The following is an 18,959-nucleotide window of genomic DNA, read 5'->3' on the forward strand; positions in this document are numbered from 1 at the left end:
CCACACAAGCGACATTTACAGGAGCCGGTCATGACCCCAGGTGAATACAAATTGGAAGAAGGCGAAATCAGCTTGAATGCCGGGCGCGCCACGGCCACCGTGGTGGTGGCCAACCGGGGCGACCGGCCGATCCAGGTGGGCTCGCACTTTCACTTTTTTGAAGTCAATCCGGCGCTGGCCTTCGAGCGCTGGCGCGCCTACGGCATGCGCCTCAATATCACGGCCGGCACGGCCGTGCGCTTCGAACCTGGCCAGCAACGCACGGTGGAACTGGTGGCGCTGGCGGGCGAACGCAAGGTCTACGGCTTCAATGGCGCAGTGATGGGTGACCTGCAAGACACTCCACCAGGAAAGGATTGAGATGGCCAGCATTCCCCGCAGCGCGTATGCCGAAATGTTCGGCCCCACCAAGGGCGACCGCATCCGCCTGGCCGACACGGAATTGTTCATCGAGATCGAGCATGACTATGCGATCTACGGCGAAGAGGTGAAATTCGGCGGCGGCAAGGTGATCCGCGACGGCATGGGCCAGTCGCAGCGCTGCGCGGCCGAGGTGATGGATACCGTCATCACGAATGCCGTCATCCTCGACCACTGGGGCATCGTGAAAGCCGATATCGGCCTGAAAAATGGCCTGATCTTCGGCATCGGCAAGGCGGGCAACCCGGACATCCAGCCCGGCGTGACTTTGCCCATCGGCGGCGCCACGGAAATCATCGCCGGCGAGGGCCTGATCGTCACGGCCGGCGGCGTCGACACGCACATCCACTTCGTCTGTCCGCAGCAGATCGAGGAAGCGTTGATGAGCGGCGTGACCACCATGCTGGGCGGTGGCACGGGACCGGCCGTGGGCACGGCCGCCACCACCTGCACGCCGGGACCATGGCATTTGCACGCCATGCTGGCGGCCGCCGACGCCTTCCCGATGAACCTGGGCTTCATGGGAAAAGGTAACGTCAGCTTGCCGCTGCCGCTGGAAGAGCAGGTGCGCGCGGGCGCCATCGGCCTGAAACTGCACGAGGACTGGGGCAGCACGCCGGCCGCCATCGACAACTGCCTGTCCGTGGCCGACCGCATGGACGTGCAGGTGGCGCTGCACAGCGATACCCTGAATGAGGGCGGCTTTCTGGAGCACACCCTGGCCGCCTTCAAGGACCGCACCATCCACACCTTTCACACGGAAGGGGCGGGCGGCGGCCATGCGCCCGACATCATCGCCGCCGTGGGCCAGTCCAACGTCTTGCCGTCGTCGACCAACCCGACGCGGCCGTTTACCGTCAACACGCTCGACGAGCACCTGGACATGCTGATGGTGTGCCACCACCTGGACCCTGCGATTGCCGAAGACGTGGCGTTTGCCGAGTCGCGCATCCGCCGCGAAACCATCGCCGCCGAAGACATTTTGCACGATATCGGCGCCATTTCGATGATGTCGTCCGACTCGCAAGCCATGGGGCGTGTCGGTGAAGTGATCATGCGCACCTGGCAGACGGCGCACAAGATGAAGGTGCAGCGGGGGCCGCTGGCGCCCGACACGGCGCGCAGCGACAATTTCCGCGCCAAGCGCTATATCGCCAAGTACACGATCAATCCGGCCATCACGCATGGGATTTCCCATGTGGTTGGTTCCATCGAGGCGGGCAAGATCGCCGACCTCGTGCTGTGGAAGCCGGCCTTTTTCGGCGTCAAGCCATCGATGATTTTAAAGGGCGGCATGATCGCCGCCGCGCAGATGGGCGACCCGAACGCCTCGATTCCCACGCCGCAGCCCGTGCATTACCGCATGATGTTCGGCGCCTTCGGCGGCGGCCTGAAAAAGTCGTTCACCTTTGTCTCGCAGGCGGCCTACGACCTCGATATCGGGCATCAACTCAAACTGAATAAATCCGTCATCGCCGTGAAAAACATGCGCGGCTTGCGCAAGCACGACATGATCCATAACAGCGCCACGCCACACATGGAAGTGGACCCGGAAACCTACGCCGTGCGCGCCGACGGCCAGCTGCTGGTGTGCGAGGCCGCCGCCGTGCTGCCGATGGCGCAGCGCTATTTTCTATTTTAAGCAGGAGACAAGCATGCTGACTTTGCATACCAAACTGGCGGCTGACGATACTCGCGCCGCCGTTGCTCAACTGGTGCTGCCCTACGACCAGCGCGAAAAATGCCGGCTGCGCGCCGTGCTGTCGAATGGCGACGAGGTGGCCGTGTTCACCGTGCGCGGCACGGTGCTGCGCGACGGCGAGCGCATGACGGGGCCGGAAGGGCAGGTGGTGCAGATCGTCGCCGCGCGCGAACCGACCTACCTGGTACGCTGCGCGGATGCGCACACCCTGCTGCGCTGCGCTTTTCATTTGGGGAATCGCCACACGCAGGCGCAGGTGGGCAACGGCTTTCTGCGCATCCGCAAAGACCCCGTTTTAAAAGAGATGCTGCAAGGCTTGCAGGCGACCGTGACGGAGGAAGGCGCGCCGTTCGAGCCGGAGGCGGGCGCGTATGGCGGCGGCCATGGCCACCACGACGGCCACGGCCAGCACTTGCTGGCACCCGTGCCGCTGCGGCAGAAAATCCACCGTCCCGGCGATGTGCCAGGCGCCGCATGATGCAGGCGTCGGCCCTGCTGCATTTGCTGCAGTTCGCCAGCCCGGCCCTGCCGATCGGCGCCTACAGCTATTCGCAGGGGCTGGAAGCAGCGCTCGAATCCGGCCTGGTGCACGACGCGGCCACGGCGCGCGCGTGGATCGCCGAGCATCTGACCTTGGTGGTGGCGCGCTGGGAAGCGCCCCTGTGCTGGCGCTTGATGCAGGCCTTTGCAGCACAGGATCTGTGCGCCCTGCAGCGCTGGAGCGAGCGTTTCATCGCTTCGCGCGATACGGCGGAATTTCGCGCAGAAACCATCCAGATGGGGTATTCCTTGACCAAATTGCTGGCCGAACTGGGCGTGGCCGACGGCGTGTTGATCGACATGCTGCAGGGGCAGCCGGAAGTGGCGCTGCCCACGGCCTATGCCTGCGCCGTGGCGGCGCTGGCGATTCCGCGCGAAGAGGCGCTGCTGGCCATGCTGTTTGCCTGGGCGGAAAACCAGGTGCTCGTCTGCGTGAAGTCCGTGCCGCTGGGGCAGGTGGCGGGCCAGCGTTTGCTGTTGTCGCTGCGCCCGGAATTGGAAGCGGCGGCGCTGACGGCGCAAACCTTGCAAGACGACGAGATGGGCAACTGGGCACCGGGCCTGTCGCTGCTGTCGATGCGGCACGAAGTGCAGTACAGCCGCCTGTACCGTTCCTGAACTATTCAATGAGAGAGCAAACATGACATCGATTACCTCCAATCCCCTGCGCGTAGGCATCGGCGGCCCGGTCGGCTCGGGCAAGACGGCACTGTGCGAAATGCTATGCAAGGGCATGCGCGAGCGCTACGACATGGCCGTCATCACGAATGACATCTACACCAAGGAAGACATGGAAATCCTGCTGCGCGCCGACGCCTTGCCGGCCGAGCGTTTGATGGGCGTGGAGACGGGCGGCTGCCCGCACACGGCGATTCGCGAAGACGCGTCGATCAACCTGGAAGCGATTGCGCGCATGCAGGCAGATTTTCCGCATCTCGACTTGATCCTGGTCGAATCGGGCGGCGATAACCTGGCCGCCACCTTCAGCCCAGAACTGTCGGACCTGACGATTTACGTGATCGACGTGGCGGGCGGCGAAAAAATCCCGCGCAAGGGCGGGCCCGGCATCACGCGCTCCGATTTGCTCATTATCAACAAGACGGACCTGGCGCCGTACGTGGGCGCCAATCTCGACGTGATGGCGCAGGACGCCAGGCGCATGCGCGGCGAGCGCCCCTTCGTGTTTACCAACTTGCGCAGCGGCGACGGCGTGCAGGTGGTCATCGATTTTATTCGCGAGCAAGGTTTGCTCGATCAACCAGGCAAGGAGCTGCAATGAGCGCAAGACTGATGACAAAAACGGCCGCCGTGGCGGCACTGTGCCTGCTGGCGCTGCCCGCCATGGCCCACCCCGGCCATGGCGACAGCGTGGGTTTTCTGGCCGGTTTCGCCCATCCGTTCACGGGCATCGACCATTTGCTGGCCATGCTGGGCGTGGGCCTCTGGGGCGGGCAGCAGCGCCGTGGCCTGGCCCAGCCCGCCACTTTTCTTGGCATGATGCTGCTCGGCGCGCTGGCCGGCATGGCGGGCTTGACGGTGCCCGGTCTGGAAACGGGCATCGCCGCTACGGTGGCCTTGGTGGGGCTGGCCATCGCGCTGGCGCTGACTCTGCCGAACTGGCTCGGCATGCTGCTCGTGGGTGTGTTTGCGCTGGCGCATGGCAATGCGCATGGACAGGAATTACCGGCTGCCTCGGCCGCGTGCGGCTTCCTGCTCGCTTCGGCCATGCTGCTGTGTGCGGGACGTTTCGCCGGCCAGGTGCTGGCCGGGCGCGTGCTGCGCGTGGCCGGCGTGGCCTTGACGGCCGCCGGCGTGGTGCTGATGGGAGTGAACTAAGAGCCGGGGCGCTTCTCGGACAGCACGATGGGCGCCGCCTTTTCCGGGTGCAAGCCCTGATGGCCCGCATACACGGCGGCGATGGCGGCCATGTCGGCCTCCTTGTCGCCCGTCAAGTAGATATGGTCGACGACGCCCAGCACCTTGTTCGGGTAGTCGATATACACCAGCAACAGCGGCACCTTGGCAGCCAGGGCCAGGTGATAAAAGCCGCTTTTCCAGTTCGGGCGGTAGCTGCGCGTCGCTTCCGGCGTGATGGCCAGCCAGTACCAGTCGGCGGCCAGCATGCGCTCGGCCTGGCGTTGAATCGTGCCGCTGGTGGTGCTGCGGTCGACGGGTTCGCCGCCCAGGTAGCGCAGCACCTTGCCCATCGGGCCGCGGAACAAGGAGTCCTTGGCCAGCCAGCGGAACGGCAGCGACAGTGCCCATTTGCCGAACAGGCCCACCATGAAATCCCAGTTCGACGTGTGCGGGTAGACGACGACGATGCCGCGCGGCCCCGGCAGGGGACGGAAGCGCATGCGCCAGCCAAACAGCCCCAGCACGCGCAACGCGCAGCGCTGGTGCCAGGTCGGCAAGTCGCCCGCTTGTACAAATAAATCGTCCATTGATACCCTTCAGTGACACTGTTTTTAATCGGATGGCGCTGCTGGCCATTTTCCTTGAAGCAAAAATTCTGCGCAGGCATTCTATACGGGGCTGGCGGTGGCGACAAGCAGCCGAGGTCGCTATCCATGCGGTGTCGAGCCGGCTGTTGCTGCTATTTTAACGATGCTTTGCCACTGTGGCGGGCACTAAATGCACACAATGTGGTCAAAACTTGATGCAGCATTGATCCACCCGACAGGGAGCCATGGCATGAAAAACAGTATCGAGGATGTACGTGGGGAGCATGTCCGAACGGACAAAGTGATGGCCGAGCTCGTCGAGCGTGGCGTGGCGTTTCATCACGCCCTCGGGCGGACGGTGGCGACAGCTTACTTGCGTGAGCACGCGGTGCCGGCCGAGGTGATACGCCGTGTGTTCAGCAGCGTACAGGCGCGCCGTCCGGCCCGGCCGGCCCGGCGCCGATGGCGCTGAAGGGCAGGCAACAGCGACGACGTGCCGCTGCTGTTGTCCGGAGTGTTGTTTAAGCCAGTGCTGCCAGTGCCGGGTAGTCCGTGTAGCCGGCCGCATCGGGTGCGTACAGGGTGTCCGGGTTCAGGGGATTCAAGGGCGCGTCACTGTGCAGGCGGATGGGCAGGTCGGGATTGGCGATGAACCACAGGCCGAAGGCGATGGCATCGGCTTCGCCCTTGGCCAGCAGGGCTTCGGCCGCCGCCTTGTCCATTTTCTCGTTGGCAATGTACACGCCGCCGAACTCCTGTTTCAGGTACGGACCCAGGCGGTCGTCACCGAGCGCTTCGCGCGCGCAGATGAAGGCGATGCCGCGCTTGCCCAGCTCGCGTGCCACGTAGCCGAAGGTGGCGCGCGGGTCGGAATCTCCCATGTCGTGCGCATCGCGGCGCGGCGCCAAATGCATGCCCACCTTGTCGGCGCCCCACACCTCGATGCACGCATCCGTCACTTCCAGCATCAGGCGGGCACGGTTTTCAATCGAACCGCCGTAGTTGTCGGTGCGCAAGTTAGTGCTGTCTTGCAGGAACTGGTCGAGCAAATAACCATTCGCGCCGTGGATTTCCACGCCGTCGAAACCGGCTTTTTTCGCATTCTCGGCACCCAGGCGGTAGGCCGCCACGATGCCGGGAATTTCTTCCGTATCGAGCGCGCGCGGCGTGACGAATTCCTGTTTCGGGCGCAGCAGGCTGACATGGCCGGCTGGCTTGACGGCGCTGGGCGCCACGGGCAGGTCGCCATCGAGAAAGACGGGCGCGGAAATGCGGCCCACATGCCATAGTTGCAGTACGATCAGGCCGCCCGCGTCATGCACGGCCTTGGTGATGTGTTTCCAGCCTTCCACCTGTTCCTCGGACCAGATGCCCGGCGTGTCCGCATAGCCCACGCCCTGCGGCGTGACGGCCGTCGCTTCCGAGATGATCATGCCGGCCGAAGCGCGCTGCGTGTAGTACTCGGCCATCAGGGCGTTGGGTACGCGGCCCGGATTGCCGGCGCGCGAACGCGTCAGCGGCGCCATGATGATGCGGTTTTTCAGTTGCAGGCTGCCAATGGTGATGGGGTCAAATAAAGTTACCATGATTACTATCTTTCCTGTCGAGAGTGCCGCGGGCGGCGATATGGATGGGGCTGCGGTTACAAACCTTGCTGCATATGTTCCAGAAAAGCCTGGAGGGTGGCTTCGTTGCGTTTAAAAAAGCTCCATTGGCCAACTTTCCTGGCTGAAATCAAATCGGCCTTTTGCAAGGTGGCCAGGTGGGCCGAGACCGTCGATTGCGACAGGCCCAGCTTGCGGCCTATCAGTCCGGCACAGACGCCGAAGTCGAGCGGATGCTCTTGCTCGCAAAAATATTGCTCCGGCTCCTTCAGCCATTGCAGGATCTGTCGCCGCACGGGATTGGCCAGCGCCTTGTGGATGGCGTCGATGTCCATGGTGTTTCTCCTGATCGATGTTCGTCTGCAGACGATATATGGTTCGTCTTTTGTGAATTTCAATATCGTCATTTTACGATATAAGTAAAAAGCCTGCTGGCGGTGTGGATTTTTCAAGCAGGGCCGCCCGGCAGGAATCAGGCGAAGTGGAACAGCAGCAGGGCGATGACGGCGGGCACCGTTTGCAGGTAGAGGATGCGCGTCATGACAGTCACCGCGCCCCACACGCCGGCCACGGCGATGCAGGCCAGGCCGAAGACGGTGAACGCATGGGCGATAGCCGCGTCCGGGTGAAAAAAACCCAGCGCCAGCGCGGCGACGAGAAAGCCGTTGTAGCAACCCTGGTTCGACATGGCCGGACGCACGATCTCCGCTTTTTCCCTGGACAGGCCAAACACCTTGCGTCCGCGCGTATCGAACAGCACGGTTTCCAGCAGCACGATGTAGACGTGCAGCAGCAGGATGAGGGCGGTAAGGATTTGGGCCAGAAGCAGCATCATTGTTTCCGAGAGTGAATAGGTGCGGCAATTATGCTGCCAAGTGCCTGTTTTTTGGCAACATCACCAGAAAAAATGTGCTGGCGGCAAGAGCCTTCACCCGATGGTATACTTTTCCTTTTGCTCCTGTGGGGACGACCCCGCTCGATGTGGGGGCTGTATGGCGGGGACGACCCTGCCGCCTCAGGAGAGTGTGTATGGCGTGGATCATCCTGGTACTTGCCGGTTTGCTGGAAATCGGCTGGGCCATCGGCCTCAAATACAGCGCGGGGTTTACCCGCCTGGTGCCGTCCGTACTGACGGCTGTTTCCATGCTGGGCAGCGTGGTGATGCTGGGCCTGGCCTTGCGCACCTTGCCGTTGGGCACGGCGTATGCCATCTGGACGGGCATCGGCACCGTCGGCACGGCCATCTTCGGCATCATGGTGCTGGGTGAACCGGCCAGCGCCGCGCGCATCGCCTGCATCGCATTGATCGTGTCGGGCATCCTGGGCTTGAAACTGCTCAGCCCTCAATAAAGGATACCAGTATGAGCCTCGCCATGACGTATTTCTACCTGGCCATCGCCATCATCGCCGAAGTCATCGCCACCAGCGCCTTGAAGGCGTCCGAGGGCTTCAGCCGTTTGTGGCCCAGTGTCATCACTGTGGTCGGCTACAGCATCGCCTTCTGGTGCTTGTCCCTGACCTTGAAGGTCATTCCTACCGGCATCGTGTATGCGATCTGGTCCGGCGTGGGCATCGTGCTCATTTCCGCCGTCGGCTGGTTCTGGTTCAAGCAAAGCCTCGATACGCCGGCCTTGATTGGCCTGGGGCTGATCATTGCCGGCGTGTTAGTGATCAATTTGTTTTCAAAGTCCGTCGGCCACTAAGAGCCTATCCCAGTAGATGAATACATCCCCTGCTGGCGCCCCTCAGAAGCGGGGACTGCGTTGATCGTCGTCGCGTGGCTCGCCACGCGTCCTCCTCACGCCTTGTCCGCGCTCCTGATGAACTACCAGCAGATGACGCTCCCTACTGGAATAGGCTCTAATCAAAAGCTGCTGGCTACCCGCGCCAGGTAATACCACTCGGCATTGGCTTGCGCGTTGACGTCCGGGAAGAGGATGTAGGCGTCGAACTCGGCCGTCACGGGCGTGCCGTCCGCGCGCACGCCAATTTGATCACCCTGTTTGACCTTGTCAAAGCTGGACCAGGTCTTGATGAAGCGGTCATCCGCGTGCAGCTTGTCGTGCACGACGACCATGTTCAGCGCTTCCATGTCGGCGTCGGCGATCGGTTCAGGCTGTGGCGCATCGATAAAGCCGAGGAAGGCCAAGGTGTTCATGATGGCGCGGTAGGCAACATCTGGCGCGGCCGGGTCTGCGTGCTGGCCGCATTCCAGGGTCAGCGCATAGCCACCCGTCGAGCGCATGTATTCGGTGGTGCCCACGCCGTAGCGCAAGACCAGGCCCACCTGGTCGCTATTGCCCAGGCGGCGCTGCACGCCCTGGCCATACGCATGCAGCCAGCCATCGACGAAGCGGCGCACGCCCAGGCGGCGCGCCAGCGCGCGTTCCTTGTCTTCATGTTGAAACGGTTGCAGCGGGCCATCGTTGTTGCGCGGTCCCACCATGACGAAGGGCTGGCTGTCGGCATTGAATGAATGCAAGTCCAGCAGCACGTCGTGCTGGCCCAGCAAGGGGCACAGCCAGTTGGCGATGCGGTCTTCGAAATCCTGTGGATGGTCGTTCGGGAACAGGTTGCGGTTCAGGTTGCGGTCGCCGCTGCGCACGCCCTTGGCATAAGCGAGTGGATTGGTGATGGGCACGAAGGTGACGCTGCCGGCCACGATGGAGAGGGCGCCGCTGTCGAGTTCAGCCATCACGCGGTGGATGCCCTTGGTGCCGCAGGTTTCATTGCCGTGCACGGCGCCCGTGACGATCAGGCGCGGGCCGCTGCCCTGGCCCGTATAGTTGATGGATGTGAAGTGGAGTGCGCTGCTCATGCTGGACATATCCTATGCTGTTGCGGGAAGGGAAAGCGGGGTCGGCATATTTTAGCGGGATTCGCCGTGCACGCCTGCAAAAAGTTGGCCATGGCAAGGTGCGGCGTGGCATGATCGGCGCCACCGTTGTTTTCTCTTGCCGATTTCATGTCCAGCACTTCCCATCCTTCCCGCCTGTATGGCCTCGATACCTTGCGCGCGCTGGCCATCGTGCTCGTCTTCATGAATCATTATGTGCTGTTCGTCAGCGAGGGCGGGGCGTTTGGTTTCTGGGGCGAAATCGGCTGGGTCGGGGTGGACCTGTTCTTTGCCCTCAGTGGCTATCTGATCGGCAACCAGATCTTTGCGGCCCTGCGCAGCGAGCAAGGCTTTTCCTTGCCGCGTTTCTATGCGCGGCGCTTCCTGCGCACCTTGCCCAGTTTCTATGCCGTGCTGGCGCTGTACTATTTGTGGCCCGCATTTCGCGGTGACAGTGATCTATTGCCGCTGTGGAAATTCCTGACCTTTACGCAAAACATCAATCTGACGCCGGGCACGGCGTTCTCGCATGCGTGGTCCTTGTGCGTGGAAGAGCAGTTCTATGTGTTGCTGCCGGCCGTGGCGTTGCTGATCGCCGCCTGCCGCAAGTCGCTGCTGTGGGCGTGGCTGGCAGTGGCCGCCAGCTTGATCGTCGGCATGCTGCTGCGCGCGTATTTGTGGGATGAATATGTGCAAGTGCCGCGCGGCGGCCTCGGCTATTACAAGTACATTTACTATGCGTCGTGGTGCCGCTTCGACGAACTGGTGGCGGGCGTGGCGCTGGCGCTGCTGAAGAATTACCATCCCATCGCCTGGACGCGCCTCACGTCCTACGGCAACCGCATCTTGCTGGCGGGAATCGCTGGCACGGCGCTGATATTTTACGTGTTTCTCACCGATCACTATGGTTATTGGGTGACGGTGCTCGGCTATCCGGCCCTGGCTGCCAGTTTTACTTTATTGCTGATCGCCGCGCTCAGTCCCGCCAGTGCGCTATATCAACTGCGCGTGCCGGGCGCGGCCAGCCTGGCGCTGTGGTCGTATGCGATTTATTTGCTGCACAAGCAGCTGTGCATCCTGCTGCGCCCGCTCTTGCAGGATATCGGTTACGGGCCGGACAGCCTGCCGGCCATGCTGGTGATGATACTGCTCAGCATCGTCACGGGCTGGCTCTTGTACAGATTGGTGGAAACGCCGTTCATGCGCTTGCGGGCGCGCTATGTTCCCGCCAATCATGCGTGACGGCTAGATGTCGATGACGTCCAGTCCCCGTGGCGTGCCCACCAGCAATTCCAGGATCGCATGCACGCGCAGATTCGTGTCTTCATGTTCCGTGTTGAAGATCAGGGTGCGCAGGCCGGGCACGGCTTCTGTGATGTGGTCGCTGGCGTAGGCATTGATCAATAACAAGACCAGGTCCGTAGCGCCCGCGCCAGGCTGGCGCCGCAGCCGGTCGTGGATCACGTTCAGCAGCGCGCGCTGCATACGCGGCGTGGGGTTGGTGATGTAGGCGAAGACGCTCGGCGTGTTGGCGATGGCCGCGCAGATGCGCCGCTCGATCTCGTCGGGCTTCACGTCGGAGGCGATATCGAAGTACGCGGCGTCCCAGCGCGTGCGCGCGTAGAGGTGATTGGGCGGGAAGGAGTCGGCCGTTTCGAAACCGCAGATGCGGCTCAGGGTTTTCAGCCAGGCTAATATAGTGGAGTTCATGCCGCGATTCTAGCGGCATTCCGCGTGTGCCGGGCCGACTCTGTATAAAGAGGGCTGACGCCCGGGAAGCGGATCAAAAACAGATTAAAGTTTCCTGTAAAACAGCCCTTGTCATTCTGGGAAAGCCTCTCTATAATGCTGGTCTTCGGGGCGGTTAGTTCAGCTGGTTAGAATACTTGGTCGACATCCAAGGGGTCGGGGATTCGAATTCCTCACCGCCCACCAGAATTTGGCAGTAGATAGTTTTTAAGCTGGCGCAAGCCGCAAGCGGTCATTTGAAATACAATGATCACAAAAGTTTTACGGGCGGTTAGTTCAGCTGGTTAGAATACTTGGTCGACATCCAAGGGGTCGGGGATTCGAATTCCTCACCGCCCACCAGAATGCAGTTAGAGAGAAAGGTAAAACCGGTTATGACACCGCGAACTACTACCAAGCTTTGGGAGTGACGCTAGTCGAACGGGTTTCCTTTGTCTCAAGAAAGTGAAAAACGCGGCTAGTCCGCGTTTTTTTGCGTCTGCGTTTTCCTTTCAGTTATTTTACCCATCACATCGCAGTTTTACCTGGCGCCAGCGCCGATATGGAGATCAATATGCTTACAATCCGACTTCCCGATGGTTCCGCCCGTCAATTTGACGGCCCGGTCACCGTGGCCCAGGTTGCGGCCAATATTGGTACCGGCCTGGCCAAGGCTGCCCTGGCCGGCAAGGTCGACGGCAAGCTGGTCGATACCTCCTATCTGATCGAGCAAGACGCGGAATTGGCGATTGTCACGGACAAGGATGCCGATGGCCTGGAAGTGATCCGCCACTCGACGGCCCACTTGCTGGCGTATGCCGTCAAGGAATTGTTCCCGGACGCACAGGTGACCATTGGTCCCGTGATCGATAACGGCTTTTACTACGACTTCGCCTACAAGCGTCCGTTCACGCCGGAAGATCTGGTCGCGATCGAAAAGAAAATGGCGGAACTGGCCAAGAAGGATGAGCAAGTCACGCGTAAGGTTGTTGCCCGCGACGAAGCCATCGAGTACTTCAAGGGTATCGGCGAAGCCTACAAGGCAGAGCTGATCGGTTCGATTCCGGCCGACCAGGAAGTGTCGCTGTATTCCGAAGGCAAATTCACGGACTTGTGCCGCGGCCCCCACGTGCCATCGACGGGCAAGCTGAAAGTGTTCAAGCTGATGAAGCTGGCCGGTGCCTACTGGCGCGGCGACTCGAAAAACGAGATGCTGCAGCGTATCTATGGCACGGCCTGGGCCAAGAAGGAAGATCAGGAACTGTATCTGCATAACCTGGAAGAGGCGGAAAAGCGCGATCACCGCAAGCTGGGCAAGCAGCTCGATTTCTTCCATTTCCAGGAAGAGGCGCCAGGCCTGATCTTCTGGCACCCGAAAGGCTGGTCAATCTGGCAGCAAGTCGAGCAATACATGCGCAATGTGTACCAGGTTAACGGCTACCAGGAAGTCAAGGCGCCGCAAATTCTTGACCGTGGCCTGTGGGAAAAAACCGGTCACTGGGACAATTACCGTGAAAACATGTTCATCACGGAATCGGAAAATCGCGCGTATGCGCTGAAGCCGATGAATTGCCCTGGCCACATCCAGATTTTCAACAATGGCATGCGCAGCTACCGCGACCTGCCATTGCGCTACGGCGAATTCGGCCAGTGCCACCGCAACGAGCCGTCGGGCGCCTTGCACGGCATGATGCGTGTGCGTGGCTTTACGCAGGATGACGGTCACATCTTCTGTCTGGAAGAGCAGATCGCCGGCGAAGTGACGGCTTTCCACCAGCAGGCGATGGATGTGTACACGGCGTTTGGTTTCACGAATATCGACGTGAAGCTGGCCTTGCGTCCCGATAATCGCATCGGTACGGAAGAGTCGTGGGATTTCGCCGAGGAATCCTTGCGTTCGGCCCTGCGTGCCTGTGGCGTGGAATGGACGGAATTGCCGGGCGAGGGCGCTTTTTATGGTCCGAAGATCGAATACCATCTGAAAGACAGTCTGGGTCGCGCATGGCAAGTGGGCACCGTGCAGATCGATCCGTCGATGCCGGGTCGCCTGGGCGCCGAATACGTGGCCGTGGACAACACGCGCCAGGTGCCGATCATGCTGCATCGCGCGATCGTGGGTTCGCTGGAACGTTTTATCGGTATCCTGATCGAACACTATGCGGGCGCCATGCCGTTGTGGTTGTCGCCAGTGCAAGTGTCGGTGTTGAATATTTCCGACGCTCAAGCCGACTATGTACAGGAAGTTACAACAAAACTGCGCAAAGCGGGGCTGCGCGTACAGGCTGATTTGCGTAACGAGAAGATTACCTATAAAATACGTGAACATTCCGTACAAAAATTGCCTTACATCTTAGTAATTGGCGACAAAGAGCGGGATGCAAATACAGTGGCCGTGCGGGCGCGGGGCAATATCGATCTGGGCGTAATGTCCGTCGATGCCCTGATTGAGCGACTCAAACATGAAGTCGACACCAAGGCCTGACGAGGAAACTCGCTGCACGACCGTCTTACAAGATTTTTAAAGGAAATTACAATAGCTACTGACAAGTCACATCGCATCAATGGCGAAATCACTGCCCCTGAAATGCGTTTAAGCGGGGTCGATAACGAGCCACTCGGTATCGTAAGTTTGGCTGAAGCCTTCCGCCTGGCGGAAGAGGCAAACGTCGACCTGGTGGAAATTGCGCCTACCGCGCAGCCACCGGTTTGCCGTTTGATGGACTACGGCAAATTTAAGTATTCGGAGCAAAAGAAAGCTCACGAAGCCAAATTGAAGCAAAAGATCATCCTCGTGAAGGAAGTCAAATTCCGTCCGGGGACTGATGATGGTGACTACAATATCAAGTTGCGTAATCTCATCAAGTTCCTTGATGAAGGTGATAAAACCAAAATCACGCTGCGTTTCCGCGGTCGTGAGATGGCGCATCAGGATATTGGCTTCCGCATGCTGGAACGTCTGAAAGCCGATCTGGAGCCGTATGGCCAGGTCGAGCAGTTCCCGAAGATGGAAGGCCGCCAAATGATCATGGTTCTTTCGCCGAAGAAGAAGAAGTAAGCTACAATAGCGTTTTACTGTGAGTCGACGTGATTTGCGCCAGTCTTGGTGCAGCACCAGATTCCAGGCAGAATTTGCGCGGCCCTGACAGCAATGTCCGGGCCGCGCGAACTGTAGCGGACTCGCATCCGCTGCACAGCATGTGAAAGCAGGCATCTAAGCGCAGCGTCGTGTTGCCACCTGCAATCCTGTTATAAATGGAGCTGTCCGTAAGAGGACAGATTGCTATGCCTAAAATGAAGACCAAAAGCTCTGCGAAAAAACGTTTTCGCGTGCGCCCGGGTGGTACTGTTAAATGTGGTCATGCGTTCAAACGCCACATCTTGACCAAGAAAACCACCAAGCTGAAACGCGCTCTGCGCGGTACCACCAATGTCGCTGCGTCTGACGTGAAATCCGTCTACCGCATGATGCCGACTGCTTAATCTCACACTCAATATAAGGAGTTACTATGCCTAGAGTAAAACGTGGGGTTACAGCTCGTGCCCGTCATAAAAAGATTCTTGTACAAGCTAAAGGCTACCGTGGTCGCCGCAGCCGTGTATACCGTGTTGCCAAGCAAGCAGTTATGCGCGCTGGCCAATACGCTTACCGCGATCGCCGCAACAAGAAACGCGTTTTCCGCCGCCTGTGGATCGCCCGTATCAACGCCGCTTCCCGTGAGCATGGCGTAACGTACAGCGTATTCATGAACGGCTTGAAAAAAGCAAATATCGAACTGGACCGTAAAGTCCTGGCCGATATGGCTGTGATGGACAAGCCAGCATTCGCTGCGATTGTCAACGCAGTTAAAGCAAAAATCGCTGCGTAAGCATCGGTGATTGCACAACGTCATCCGTAGGGTGACGTTATAAAGAGCGGGGCAGGGGTGTGAACCTTATGCCCCGTTTCCGTTTTTGATTGTTGGGTTCTAGATTACTAAATCCAGGATTGATTTCCAAAACAGGAAAAGCCGCATGAACTCCCTAGAAGAACTCGTCGTCTCGGCCCAGGCTGACTTTATCGCCGCCGCAGACGCTGCCGCACTTGAAAACGCCAAAGCCCGCTACTTGGGCAAGACTGGCCAGATTACCGAAATGATGAAGGGCCTGGGCAAGCTGGACCCGGACGCGCGCAAGGCGCAGGGCGCCCTGATCAACGCCGTCAAAGTGCAGATCGAGGACGCGCTGACGGCGCGCCGTGATGCACTGGCCGATGCCCAAATGCAAGGCCGTCTGAACGCTGAAGCGATCGACGTGACCCTGCCAGGCCGTGGCCGCATGCCCGGCGGCATCCATCCCGTGATGCGCACGTGGGAGCGGGTCGAGGAAATCTTCCGTTCGATCGGCTTCGACGTGGCCGACGGCCCTGAAATCGAGAACGACTGGACCAACTTCACGGCGCTGAACAGCCCGGAAAACCATCCAGCCCGTTCCATGCAAGACACCTTCTACATCGACGGCAACGACACCGATGGCAAGCCTTTGCTGCTGCGCACGCATACCAGCCCGATGCAGGTGCGCTATGCGCGCACGCATACGCCGCCGATCAAGGTTATCGCGCCGGGCCGCACCTACCGCGTTGACAGCGATGCCACCCATTCACCGATGTTCCACCAGGTCGAAGGCCTGTGGATTGCCGAAGACATCAGCTTTGCCGACCTGAAGGGCGTGTACCTGAATTTCGTCAAGGCTTTCTTTGAAACGGACGACCTGCAAGTGCGCTTCCGTCCATCGTACTTCCCGTTTACGGAACCGTCGGCCGAGATCGACATCGCCTTCGGCTCGGGTCCCTTGAAGGGCCGCTGGCTGGAAGTGTCGGGCGCTGGCCAGGTGCATCCGAGCGTGGTGAAGAACTTCGGCCTCGATCCCGAGAAATTCATCGGTTTTGCTTTCGGCTCCGGCCTGGAACGCTTGACGATGCTGCGTTACGGCATCAACGACCTGCGCCTGTTTTATGAAGGCGACTTGCGTTTCCTGAAGCAATTCAACTAAGCGTTGTTCCGTTTGATTCATGGCGCTTGAGCGCCTGTGCGCTCGCGCTGTGAGCTTTGACCATTTGAAGGCTTGATTATGCAATTTTCCGAAAACTGGCTCCGTACCATGGTCGATCCGAAGATGACTTCGGACGAACTGGCCCATCTGCTGACCATGTCCGGTCTCGAAGTCGAGGACGTCGATCCTGTCGCCCCGCCATTCTCGAACGTGGTGGTAGGTCTGGTCCTGGAGATGGAAAAACATCCGAATGCGGACCGCCTGAATGTGTGCCAGGTCGATGTCGGCACGGGCACCATGCTCAATATCGTTTGCGGCGCGCCCAACGTGCGCCCGGGCTTGAAAGTCGTCTGCGCCATGGCAGGCGCCGTGCTGCCGCCTGGCGCCGATGGCAAGCCGTTTGAAATCAAGGTGGGCCAGCTGCGCGGCGTCGAGTCGCAAGGCATGCTGTGCTCCGCGCGCGAGTTGAAATTGTCGGAAGAAAACGCCGGCTTGATGGAATTGCCGGACGACGCGCCGATCGGCCAGAATTTCCGCGATTACTTTGCCTTGAACGACTTGAAATTCACCATCAAGTTGACGCCGAACAAGGCGGACTGCCTGTCCGTGCTGGGTGTGGCGCGCGAAGTGTCGGCTCTCACGGGTGTGACCCTGAATGTGCCGCAGTTCCGCACCGTGCCGGTGTCCAGCGACGAAATCCTGCCCGTCAAAGTCAGCGCGCCGGACCTGTGCGGCCGTTTCACGGGCCGTGTCATCCGCGGTTTGAACGCCCGTGCCGCCACGCCGGACTGGATGAAGCAGCGCCTCGAGCGCAGCGGCCAGCGTCCGCTGTCGGCCCTGGTCGACATTTCCAACTACGTCATGCTGGAACTGGGCCGTCCTAGCCACGTGTTTGACCTGGCGAAGATCCACGGCAGCCTCGACGTGCGTTGGGGCAAGGCGGGCGAATCCGTCAAGCTGTTGAATGGCAACACCATCGCCGTCGACGAATGGCTCGGCGTCATTGCCGATGAGCAGGAAATCGAATCGCTGGCCGGCATCATGGGCGGCGACGCCAGCTCGGTTTCGGACGATACGGACAGCATCTACCTGGAAGCGGCATTCTGGTGGCCGAACGCCATTCAAGGCCGCGCGCGCCGTTTGAATTTCTCGACCGATGCGGCGCACCGCTTCGAGCGCGGCGTCGATTTCGCCACCACCGTCGAGCATATCGAGCGCATCACGGCCCTGATTGTGGAAATCTGCGGCACGCCCGATACCACCGTCGGCCCCGTCGACGATCACGTGGTCAATTTGCCGCAACGTCAGCCTGTATCGATGCGCACGGCGCGCGCGCAAAAGGTCATCGGCGTGCCGCTCAACGATGAGCTGATCGCCGATATCTTCACGCGTCTGGCCCTGCCATTCACCCTGGCGGACGGCGTGTTTTCCGTGACGTCGCCCAGCTACCGTTTCGACATCGAGATCGAGGAAGACCTGATCGAGGAAGTGGCGCGCGTGTACGGCTTTGAAAACATCCCGACCCTGCCGCCCGTGGCCGCGAACGTGATGCATATTGCACCAGAAAATACCCGTTCCCTGTTTGCGGTACGTCATGAGCTGGCTGACCTGGGCTTCCAGGAAGTGGTTAACATGAGCTTTGTCGATACGGCATGGGAGCGCGATTTCTCGGGCAACACCAATCCGATCAAATTGCAGAATCCGATCGCCAGCCAGATGAGCGTGATGCGTTCCTCGCTGATCGGCAGCCTGATCGCCAATGTGCGCTATAACCTGAACCGCAAGACGAACCGCGTGCGCATCTTCGAAGTGGGCGCCATCTACCAGCGCGACGACAGCGTGGAAAACGGTCCTTTGTCGGTGGCTGGCTACGCCCAGCCGAAGCGTGTGGCGGCCATGGCCTACGGCGCGGTAGCCGACGAGCAGTGGGGACAGCCCGCCCGCACGGTCGACTTCTTCGACGTGAAGGCGGACCTGGAAGCACTGTTCGCGCCGCTGGTCTTGCGTTTCACCAAGGCGGAGCACCCGGCCTTGCATCCGGGCCGTTCGGCCAACGTGGAACTCGATGGCAAGGTCATCGGTTTCATCGGCGAATTGCACCCGCGCTGGATGCAAAAGTACGACTTGCCGCTGGCGCCCGTGCTGTTCGAAGTGGACGCCGCTGCCCTGACGCAACGCATCGTGCCCGTGTACCAGGAAATCTCGAAATTCCCTGGCGCCAGCCGCGACCTGGCCGTGGTCGTCAAGCAATCGGTAGCGGTGCAGGATCTGCTCGACAGCTTCCACGCCGCCGCCAAGGCAAGCGCTGCAGCGCGTATCGTGCAAGCCATTGTTTTATTTGATGAATATCGTGGAAAAGGGCTTGAAACGGATGAAAAAAGCCTTGCTTTCCGGATTAGCTTGCAAGATACTCAAAACACTCTGCAAGACGATGTCGTCGATGGCCTGATGGCTGTCCTGATCGATGCGGCCAAGCAGGGCCACGACGCGAAACTGCGTTCGTAATACCGGACTGGCCGTCGCCTTGCGTGACGGCCTTTCCGTCGTCAACCGTAGACGAGCTTGCCATGTGGCGGGTTCGGGCGCACAGAAAAGGCAGGGCAGGAAAATTAATAACAGCGACGTTGATTCCGCCGTACTGCAATCCGCACTGGCCG

General features: G+C 60.3%; 22 protein-coding genes and 2 tRNA genes. 18 read left to right on the top strand and 6 right to left on the bottom strand.

Going from position 1 to position 18,959, the window contains the following annotated elements:
- Window positions 1-30: 30 nt before the first annotated feature.
- Genes ACP7EG_RS04665 through ACP7EG_RS04690 form a run of 6 tightly spaced genes read left to right on the top strand, consistent with a single transcriptional unit; the run spans window position 31 to window position 4,498 of the window.
- The gene (locus ACP7EG_RS04665) at window positions 31-360 is read left to right on the top strand and encodes an urease subunit beta (protein WP_071076649.1); all 330 of its coding nucleotides are present in this window, start codon (window positions 31-33) and stop codon (window positions 358-360) included.
- A gap of 1 nt (window position 361) precedes the next feature.
- Window positions 362-2,062 (top strand): urease subunit alpha, encoded by a 1,701-nt coding sequence (gene ureC / locus ACP7EG_RS04670; protein ID WP_426086626.1) that lies wholly within the window; start codon window positions 362-364, stop codon window positions 2,060-2,062.
- A gap of 13 nt (window positions 2,063-2,075) precedes the next feature.
- Window positions 2,076-2,600, top strand: coding sequence for an urease accessory protein UreE (gene ureE / locus ACP7EG_RS04675; RefSeq protein ID WP_426086627.1), 525 nt, complete (start codon window positions 2,076-2,078; stop codon window positions 2,598-2,600).
- On the top strand, window positions 2,600-3,280 hold the full coding sequence (locus tag ACP7EG_RS04680; protein WP_426087134.1) for an urease accessory protein UreF: 681 nt from the start codon (window positions 2,600-2,602) through the stop codon (window positions 3,278-3,280). Before ureE ends, ACP7EG_RS04680 begins: the two co-directional genes overlap by 1 nt.
- A gap of 22 nt (window positions 3,281-3,302) precedes the next feature.
- The gene (ureG, locus tag ACP7EG_RS04685; RefSeq protein WP_100873508.1) at window positions 3,303-3,941 is read left to right on the top strand and encodes an urease accessory protein UreG; all 639 of its coding nucleotides are present in this window, start codon (window positions 3,303-3,305) and stop codon (window positions 3,939-3,941) included.
- Window positions 3,938-4,498 (top strand): HupE/UreJ family protein, encoded by a 561-nt coding sequence (locus tag ACP7EG_RS04690; RefSeq protein ID WP_426086628.1) that lies wholly within the window; start codon window positions 3,938-3,940, stop codon window positions 4,496-4,498. Before ureG ends, ACP7EG_RS04690 begins: the two co-directional genes overlap by 4 nt.
- On the opposite strand, the gene ACP7EG_RS04695 is transcribed toward ACP7EG_RS04690, so the two are convergent.
- Complete coding sequence (locus tag ACP7EG_RS04695; RefSeq protein ID WP_426086629.1) at window positions 4,495-5,106, bottom strand: 1-acyl-sn-glycerol-3-phosphate acyltransferase; 612 nt, start codon at window positions 5,104-5,106, stop codon at window positions 4,495-4,497. The two genes, ACP7EG_RS04690 and ACP7EG_RS04695, sit on opposite strands and share 4 nt — an antisense overlap.
- A 250-nt stretch (window positions 5,107-5,356) precedes the next feature.
- On the opposite strand from ACP7EG_RS04695, the gene ACP7EG_RS04700 reads away from it, so the two are divergent.
- Complete coding sequence (locus tag ACP7EG_RS04700) at window positions 5,357-5,578, top strand: hypothetical protein (protein ID WP_099763274.1); 222 nt, start codon at window positions 5,357-5,359, stop codon at window positions 5,576-5,578.
- Between the two features lie 49 nt (window positions 5,579-5,627).
- On the opposite strand, the gene ACP7EG_RS04705 is transcribed toward ACP7EG_RS04700, so the two are convergent.
- The 3 genes from ACP7EG_RS04705 to ACP7EG_RS04715 form a co-directional block, all read right to left on the bottom strand.
- Entirely contained in the window at window positions 5,628-6,692 is a 1,065-nt protein-coding gene (locus ACP7EG_RS04705) for an alkene reductase (RefSeq protein WP_426086630.1), read from the bottom strand.
- Between the two features lie 56 nt (window positions 6,693-6,748).
- Complete coding sequence (locus ACP7EG_RS04710; protein ID WP_426086631.1) at window positions 6,749-7,045, bottom strand: ArsR/SmtB family transcription factor; 297 nt, start codon at window positions 7,043-7,045, stop codon at window positions 6,749-6,751.
- 137 nt (window positions 7,046-7,182) lie between these two features.
- A complete protein-coding gene (locus ACP7EG_RS04715; protein ID WP_425269194.1) occupies window positions 7,183-7,545 on the bottom strand; it encodes a DUF1304 domain-containing protein in 363 nt (120 codons plus the stop codon).
- 194 nt (window positions 7,546-7,739) lie between these two features.
- Here ACP7EG_RS04715 and sugE point away from each other — a divergent pair, with 194 nt between their 5' ends.
- Both sugE and ACP7EG_RS04725 read left to right on the top strand, forming a co-directional pair.
- Complete coding sequence (gene sugE / locus ACP7EG_RS04720; RefSeq protein WP_070217981.1) at window positions 7,740-8,060, top strand: quaternary ammonium compound efflux SMR transporter SugE; 321 nt, start codon at window positions 7,740-7,742, stop codon at window positions 8,058-8,060.
- 23 nt (window positions 8,061-8,083) lie between these two features.
- The gene (locus ACP7EG_RS04725; RefSeq protein ID WP_070217979.1) at window positions 8,084-8,413 is read left to right on the top strand and encodes an SMR family transporter; all 330 of its coding nucleotides are present in this window, start codon (window positions 8,084-8,086) and stop codon (window positions 8,411-8,413) included.
- 161 nt (window positions 8,414-8,574) lie between these two features.
- Here ACP7EG_RS04725 and ACP7EG_RS04730 read toward each other — a convergent pair whose 3' ends face one another.
- On the bottom strand, window positions 8,575-9,537 hold the full coding sequence (locus tag ACP7EG_RS04730; RefSeq protein WP_426086632.1) for a succinylglutamate desuccinylase: 963 nt from the start codon (window positions 9,535-9,537) through the stop codon (window positions 8,575-8,577).
- Between the two features lie 138 nt (window positions 9,538-9,675).
- On the opposite strand from ACP7EG_RS04730, the gene ACP7EG_RS04735 reads away from it, so the two are divergent.
- The gene (locus ACP7EG_RS04735; protein WP_426086633.1) at window positions 9,676-10,788 is read left to right on the top strand and encodes an acyltransferase family protein; all 1,113 of its coding nucleotides are present in this window, start codon (window positions 9,676-9,678) and stop codon (window positions 10,786-10,788) included.
- Between the two features lie 3 nt (window positions 10,789-10,791).
- On the opposite strand, the gene ACP7EG_RS04740 is transcribed toward ACP7EG_RS04735, so the two are convergent.
- Window positions 10,792-11,256 (bottom strand): hypothetical protein, encoded by a 465-nt coding sequence (locus tag ACP7EG_RS04740; RefSeq protein ID WP_426086634.1) that lies wholly within the window; start codon window positions 11,254-11,256, stop codon window positions 10,792-10,794.
- A gap of 148 nt (window positions 11,257-11,404) precedes the next feature.
- Between ACP7EG_RS04740 and ACP7EG_RS04745 the strand changes: the two genes are divergently transcribed.
- The 8 genes from ACP7EG_RS04745 to pheT all read left to right on the top strand — a co-directional run bounded on the left by ACP7EG_RS04745 (window position 11,405) and on the right by pheT (window position 18,807).
- Window positions 11,405-11,481 (top strand) — tRNA-Val (locus ACP7EG_RS04745).
- A gap of 79 nt (window positions 11,482-11,560) precedes the next feature.
- Window positions 11,561-11,637: transfer RNA gene (locus ACP7EG_RS04750), tRNA-Val, on the top strand.
- Window positions 11,638-11,848: 211 nt separating this feature from the next.
- The gene (thrS, locus tag ACP7EG_RS04755) at window positions 11,849-13,756 is read left to right on the top strand and encodes a threonine--tRNA ligase (RefSeq protein WP_096238553.1); all 1,908 of its coding nucleotides are present in this window, start codon (window positions 11,849-11,851) and stop codon (window positions 13,754-13,756) included.
- 12 nt (window positions 13,757-13,768) lie between these two features.
- Complete coding sequence (infC, locus tag ACP7EG_RS04760) at window positions 13,769-14,329, top strand: translation initiation factor IF-3 (protein ID WP_373629882.1); 561 nt, start codon at window positions 13,769-13,771, stop codon at window positions 14,327-14,329.
- Window positions 14,330-14,556: 227 nt separating this feature from the next.
- Window positions 14,557-14,754 carry a 50S ribosomal protein L35 gene (gene rpmI / locus ACP7EG_RS04765; RefSeq protein ID WP_010399216.1) on the top strand — a complete coding sequence of 66 codons (198 nt, stop codon included), beginning with the start codon at window positions 14,557-14,559 and terminating at the stop codon, window positions 14,752-14,754.
- Between the two features lie 26 nt (window positions 14,755-14,780).
- Window positions 14,781-15,140 (top strand): 50S ribosomal protein L20, encoded by a 360-nt coding sequence (rplT, locus tag ACP7EG_RS04770; RefSeq protein WP_010399214.1) that lies wholly within the window; start codon window positions 14,781-14,783, stop codon window positions 15,138-15,140.
- A gap of 145 nt (window positions 15,141-15,285) precedes the next feature.
- On the top strand, window positions 15,286-16,302 hold the full coding sequence (pheS, locus tag ACP7EG_RS04775; RefSeq protein WP_010399212.1) for a phenylalanine--tRNA ligase subunit alpha: 1,017 nt from the start codon (window positions 15,286-15,288) through the stop codon (window positions 16,300-16,302).
- Window positions 16,303-16,380: 78 nt separating this feature from the next.
- Window positions 16,381-18,807 carry a phenylalanine--tRNA ligase subunit beta gene (gene pheT, locus ACP7EG_RS04780; RefSeq protein ID WP_426086635.1) on the top strand — a complete coding sequence of 809 codons (2,427 nt, stop codon included), beginning with the start codon at window positions 16,381-16,383 and terminating at the stop codon, window positions 18,805-18,807.
- Window positions 18,808-18,959: the final 152 nt, after the last annotated feature.

Source organism: Janthinobacterium sp. PSPC1-1, from assembly GCF_049897625.1.
GTDB lineage: Bacteria > Pseudomonadota > Gammaproteobacteria > Burkholderiales > Burkholderiaceae_D > Janthinobacterium > Janthinobacterium tructae.

What these genes read in the sequence shown, in the direction of transcription:
- ACP7EG_RS04730 (WP_426086632.1), bottom strand. Translation starts at nt 9,537, where the DNA reads ATGTCCAGCATGAGCAGCGCACTCCACTTCACATCCATCAACTATACG.
- rplT (WP_010399214.1), top strand. Translation starts at nt 14,781, where the DNA reads ATGCCTAGAGTAAAACGTGGGGTTACAGCTCGTGCCCGTCATAAAAAG.
- ACP7EG_RS04740 (WP_426086634.1), bottom strand. Translation starts at nt 11,256, where the DNA reads ATGAACTCCACTATATTAGCCTGGCTGAAAACCCTGAGCCGCATCTGC.
- pheT (WP_426086635.1), top strand. Translation starts at nt 16,381, where the DNA reads ATGCAATTTTCCGAAAACTGGCTCCGTACCATGGTCGATCCGAAGATG.
- ACP7EG_RS04700 (WP_099763274.1), top strand. Translation starts at nt 5,357, where the DNA reads ATGAAAAACAGTATCGAGGATGTACGTGGGGAGCATGTCCGAACGGAC.
- ureG (WP_100873508.1), top strand. Translation starts at nt 3,303, where the DNA reads ATGACATCGATTACCTCCAATCCCCTGCGCGTAGGCATCGGCGGCCCG.
- ACP7EG_RS04680 (WP_426087134.1), top strand. Translation starts at nt 2,600, where the DNA reads ATGCAGGCGTCGGCCCTGCTGCATTTGCTGCAGTTCGCCAGCCCGGCC.
- ACP7EG_RS04735 (WP_426086633.1), top strand. Translation starts at nt 9,676, where the DNA reads ATGTCCAGCACTTCCCATCCTTCCCGCCTGTATGGCCTCGATACCTTG.
- ACP7EG_RS04705 (WP_426086630.1), bottom strand. Translation starts at nt 6,692, where the DNA reads ATGGTAACTTTATTTGACCCCATCACCATTGGCAGCCTGCAACTGAAA.
- ACP7EG_RS04690 (WP_426086628.1), top strand. Translation starts at nt 3,938, where the DNA reads ATGAGCGCAAGACTGATGACAAAAACGGCCGCCGTGGCGGCACTGTGC.
- ureE (WP_426086627.1), top strand. Translation starts at nt 2,076, where the DNA reads ATGCTGACTTTGCATACCAAACTGGCGGCTGACGATACTCGCGCCGCC.
- ACP7EG_RS04715 (WP_425269194.1), bottom strand. Translation starts at nt 7,545, where the DNA reads ATGATGCTGCTTCTGGCCCAAATCCTTACCGCCCTCATCCTGCTGCTG.
- sugE (WP_070217981.1), top strand. Translation starts at nt 7,740, where the DNA reads ATGGCGTGGATCATCCTGGTACTTGCCGGTTTGCTGGAAATCGGCTGG.
- pheS (WP_010399212.1), top strand. Translation starts at nt 15,286, where the DNA reads ATGAACTCCCTAGAAGAACTCGTCGTCTCGGCCCAGGCTGACTTTATC.
- ACP7EG_RS04725 (WP_070217979.1), top strand. Translation starts at nt 8,084, where the DNA reads ATGACGTATTTCTACCTGGCCATCGCCATCATCGCCGAAGTCATCGCC.
- rpmI (WP_010399216.1), top strand. Translation starts at nt 14,557, where the DNA reads ATGCCTAAAATGAAGACCAAAAGCTCTGCGAAAAAACGTTTTCGCGTG.
- ureC (WP_426086626.1), top strand. Translation starts at nt 362, where the DNA reads ATGGCCAGCATTCCCCGCAGCGCGTATGCCGAAATGTTCGGCCCCACC.
- ACP7EG_RS04695 (WP_426086629.1), bottom strand. Translation starts at nt 5,106, where the DNA reads ATGGACGATTTATTTGTACAAGCGGGCGACTTGCCGACCTGGCACCAG.
- ACP7EG_RS04665 (WP_071076649.1), top strand. Translation starts at nt 31, where the DNA reads ATGACCCCAGGTGAATACAAATTGGAAGAAGGCGAAATCAGCTTGAAT.
- thrS (WP_096238553.1), top strand. Translation starts at nt 11,849, where the DNA reads ATGCTTACAATCCGACTTCCCGATGGTTCCGCCCGTCAATTTGACGGC.
- ACP7EG_RS04710 (WP_426086631.1), bottom strand. Translation starts at nt 7,045, where the DNA reads ATGGACATCGACGCCATCCACAAGGCGCTGGCCAATCCCGTGCGGCGA.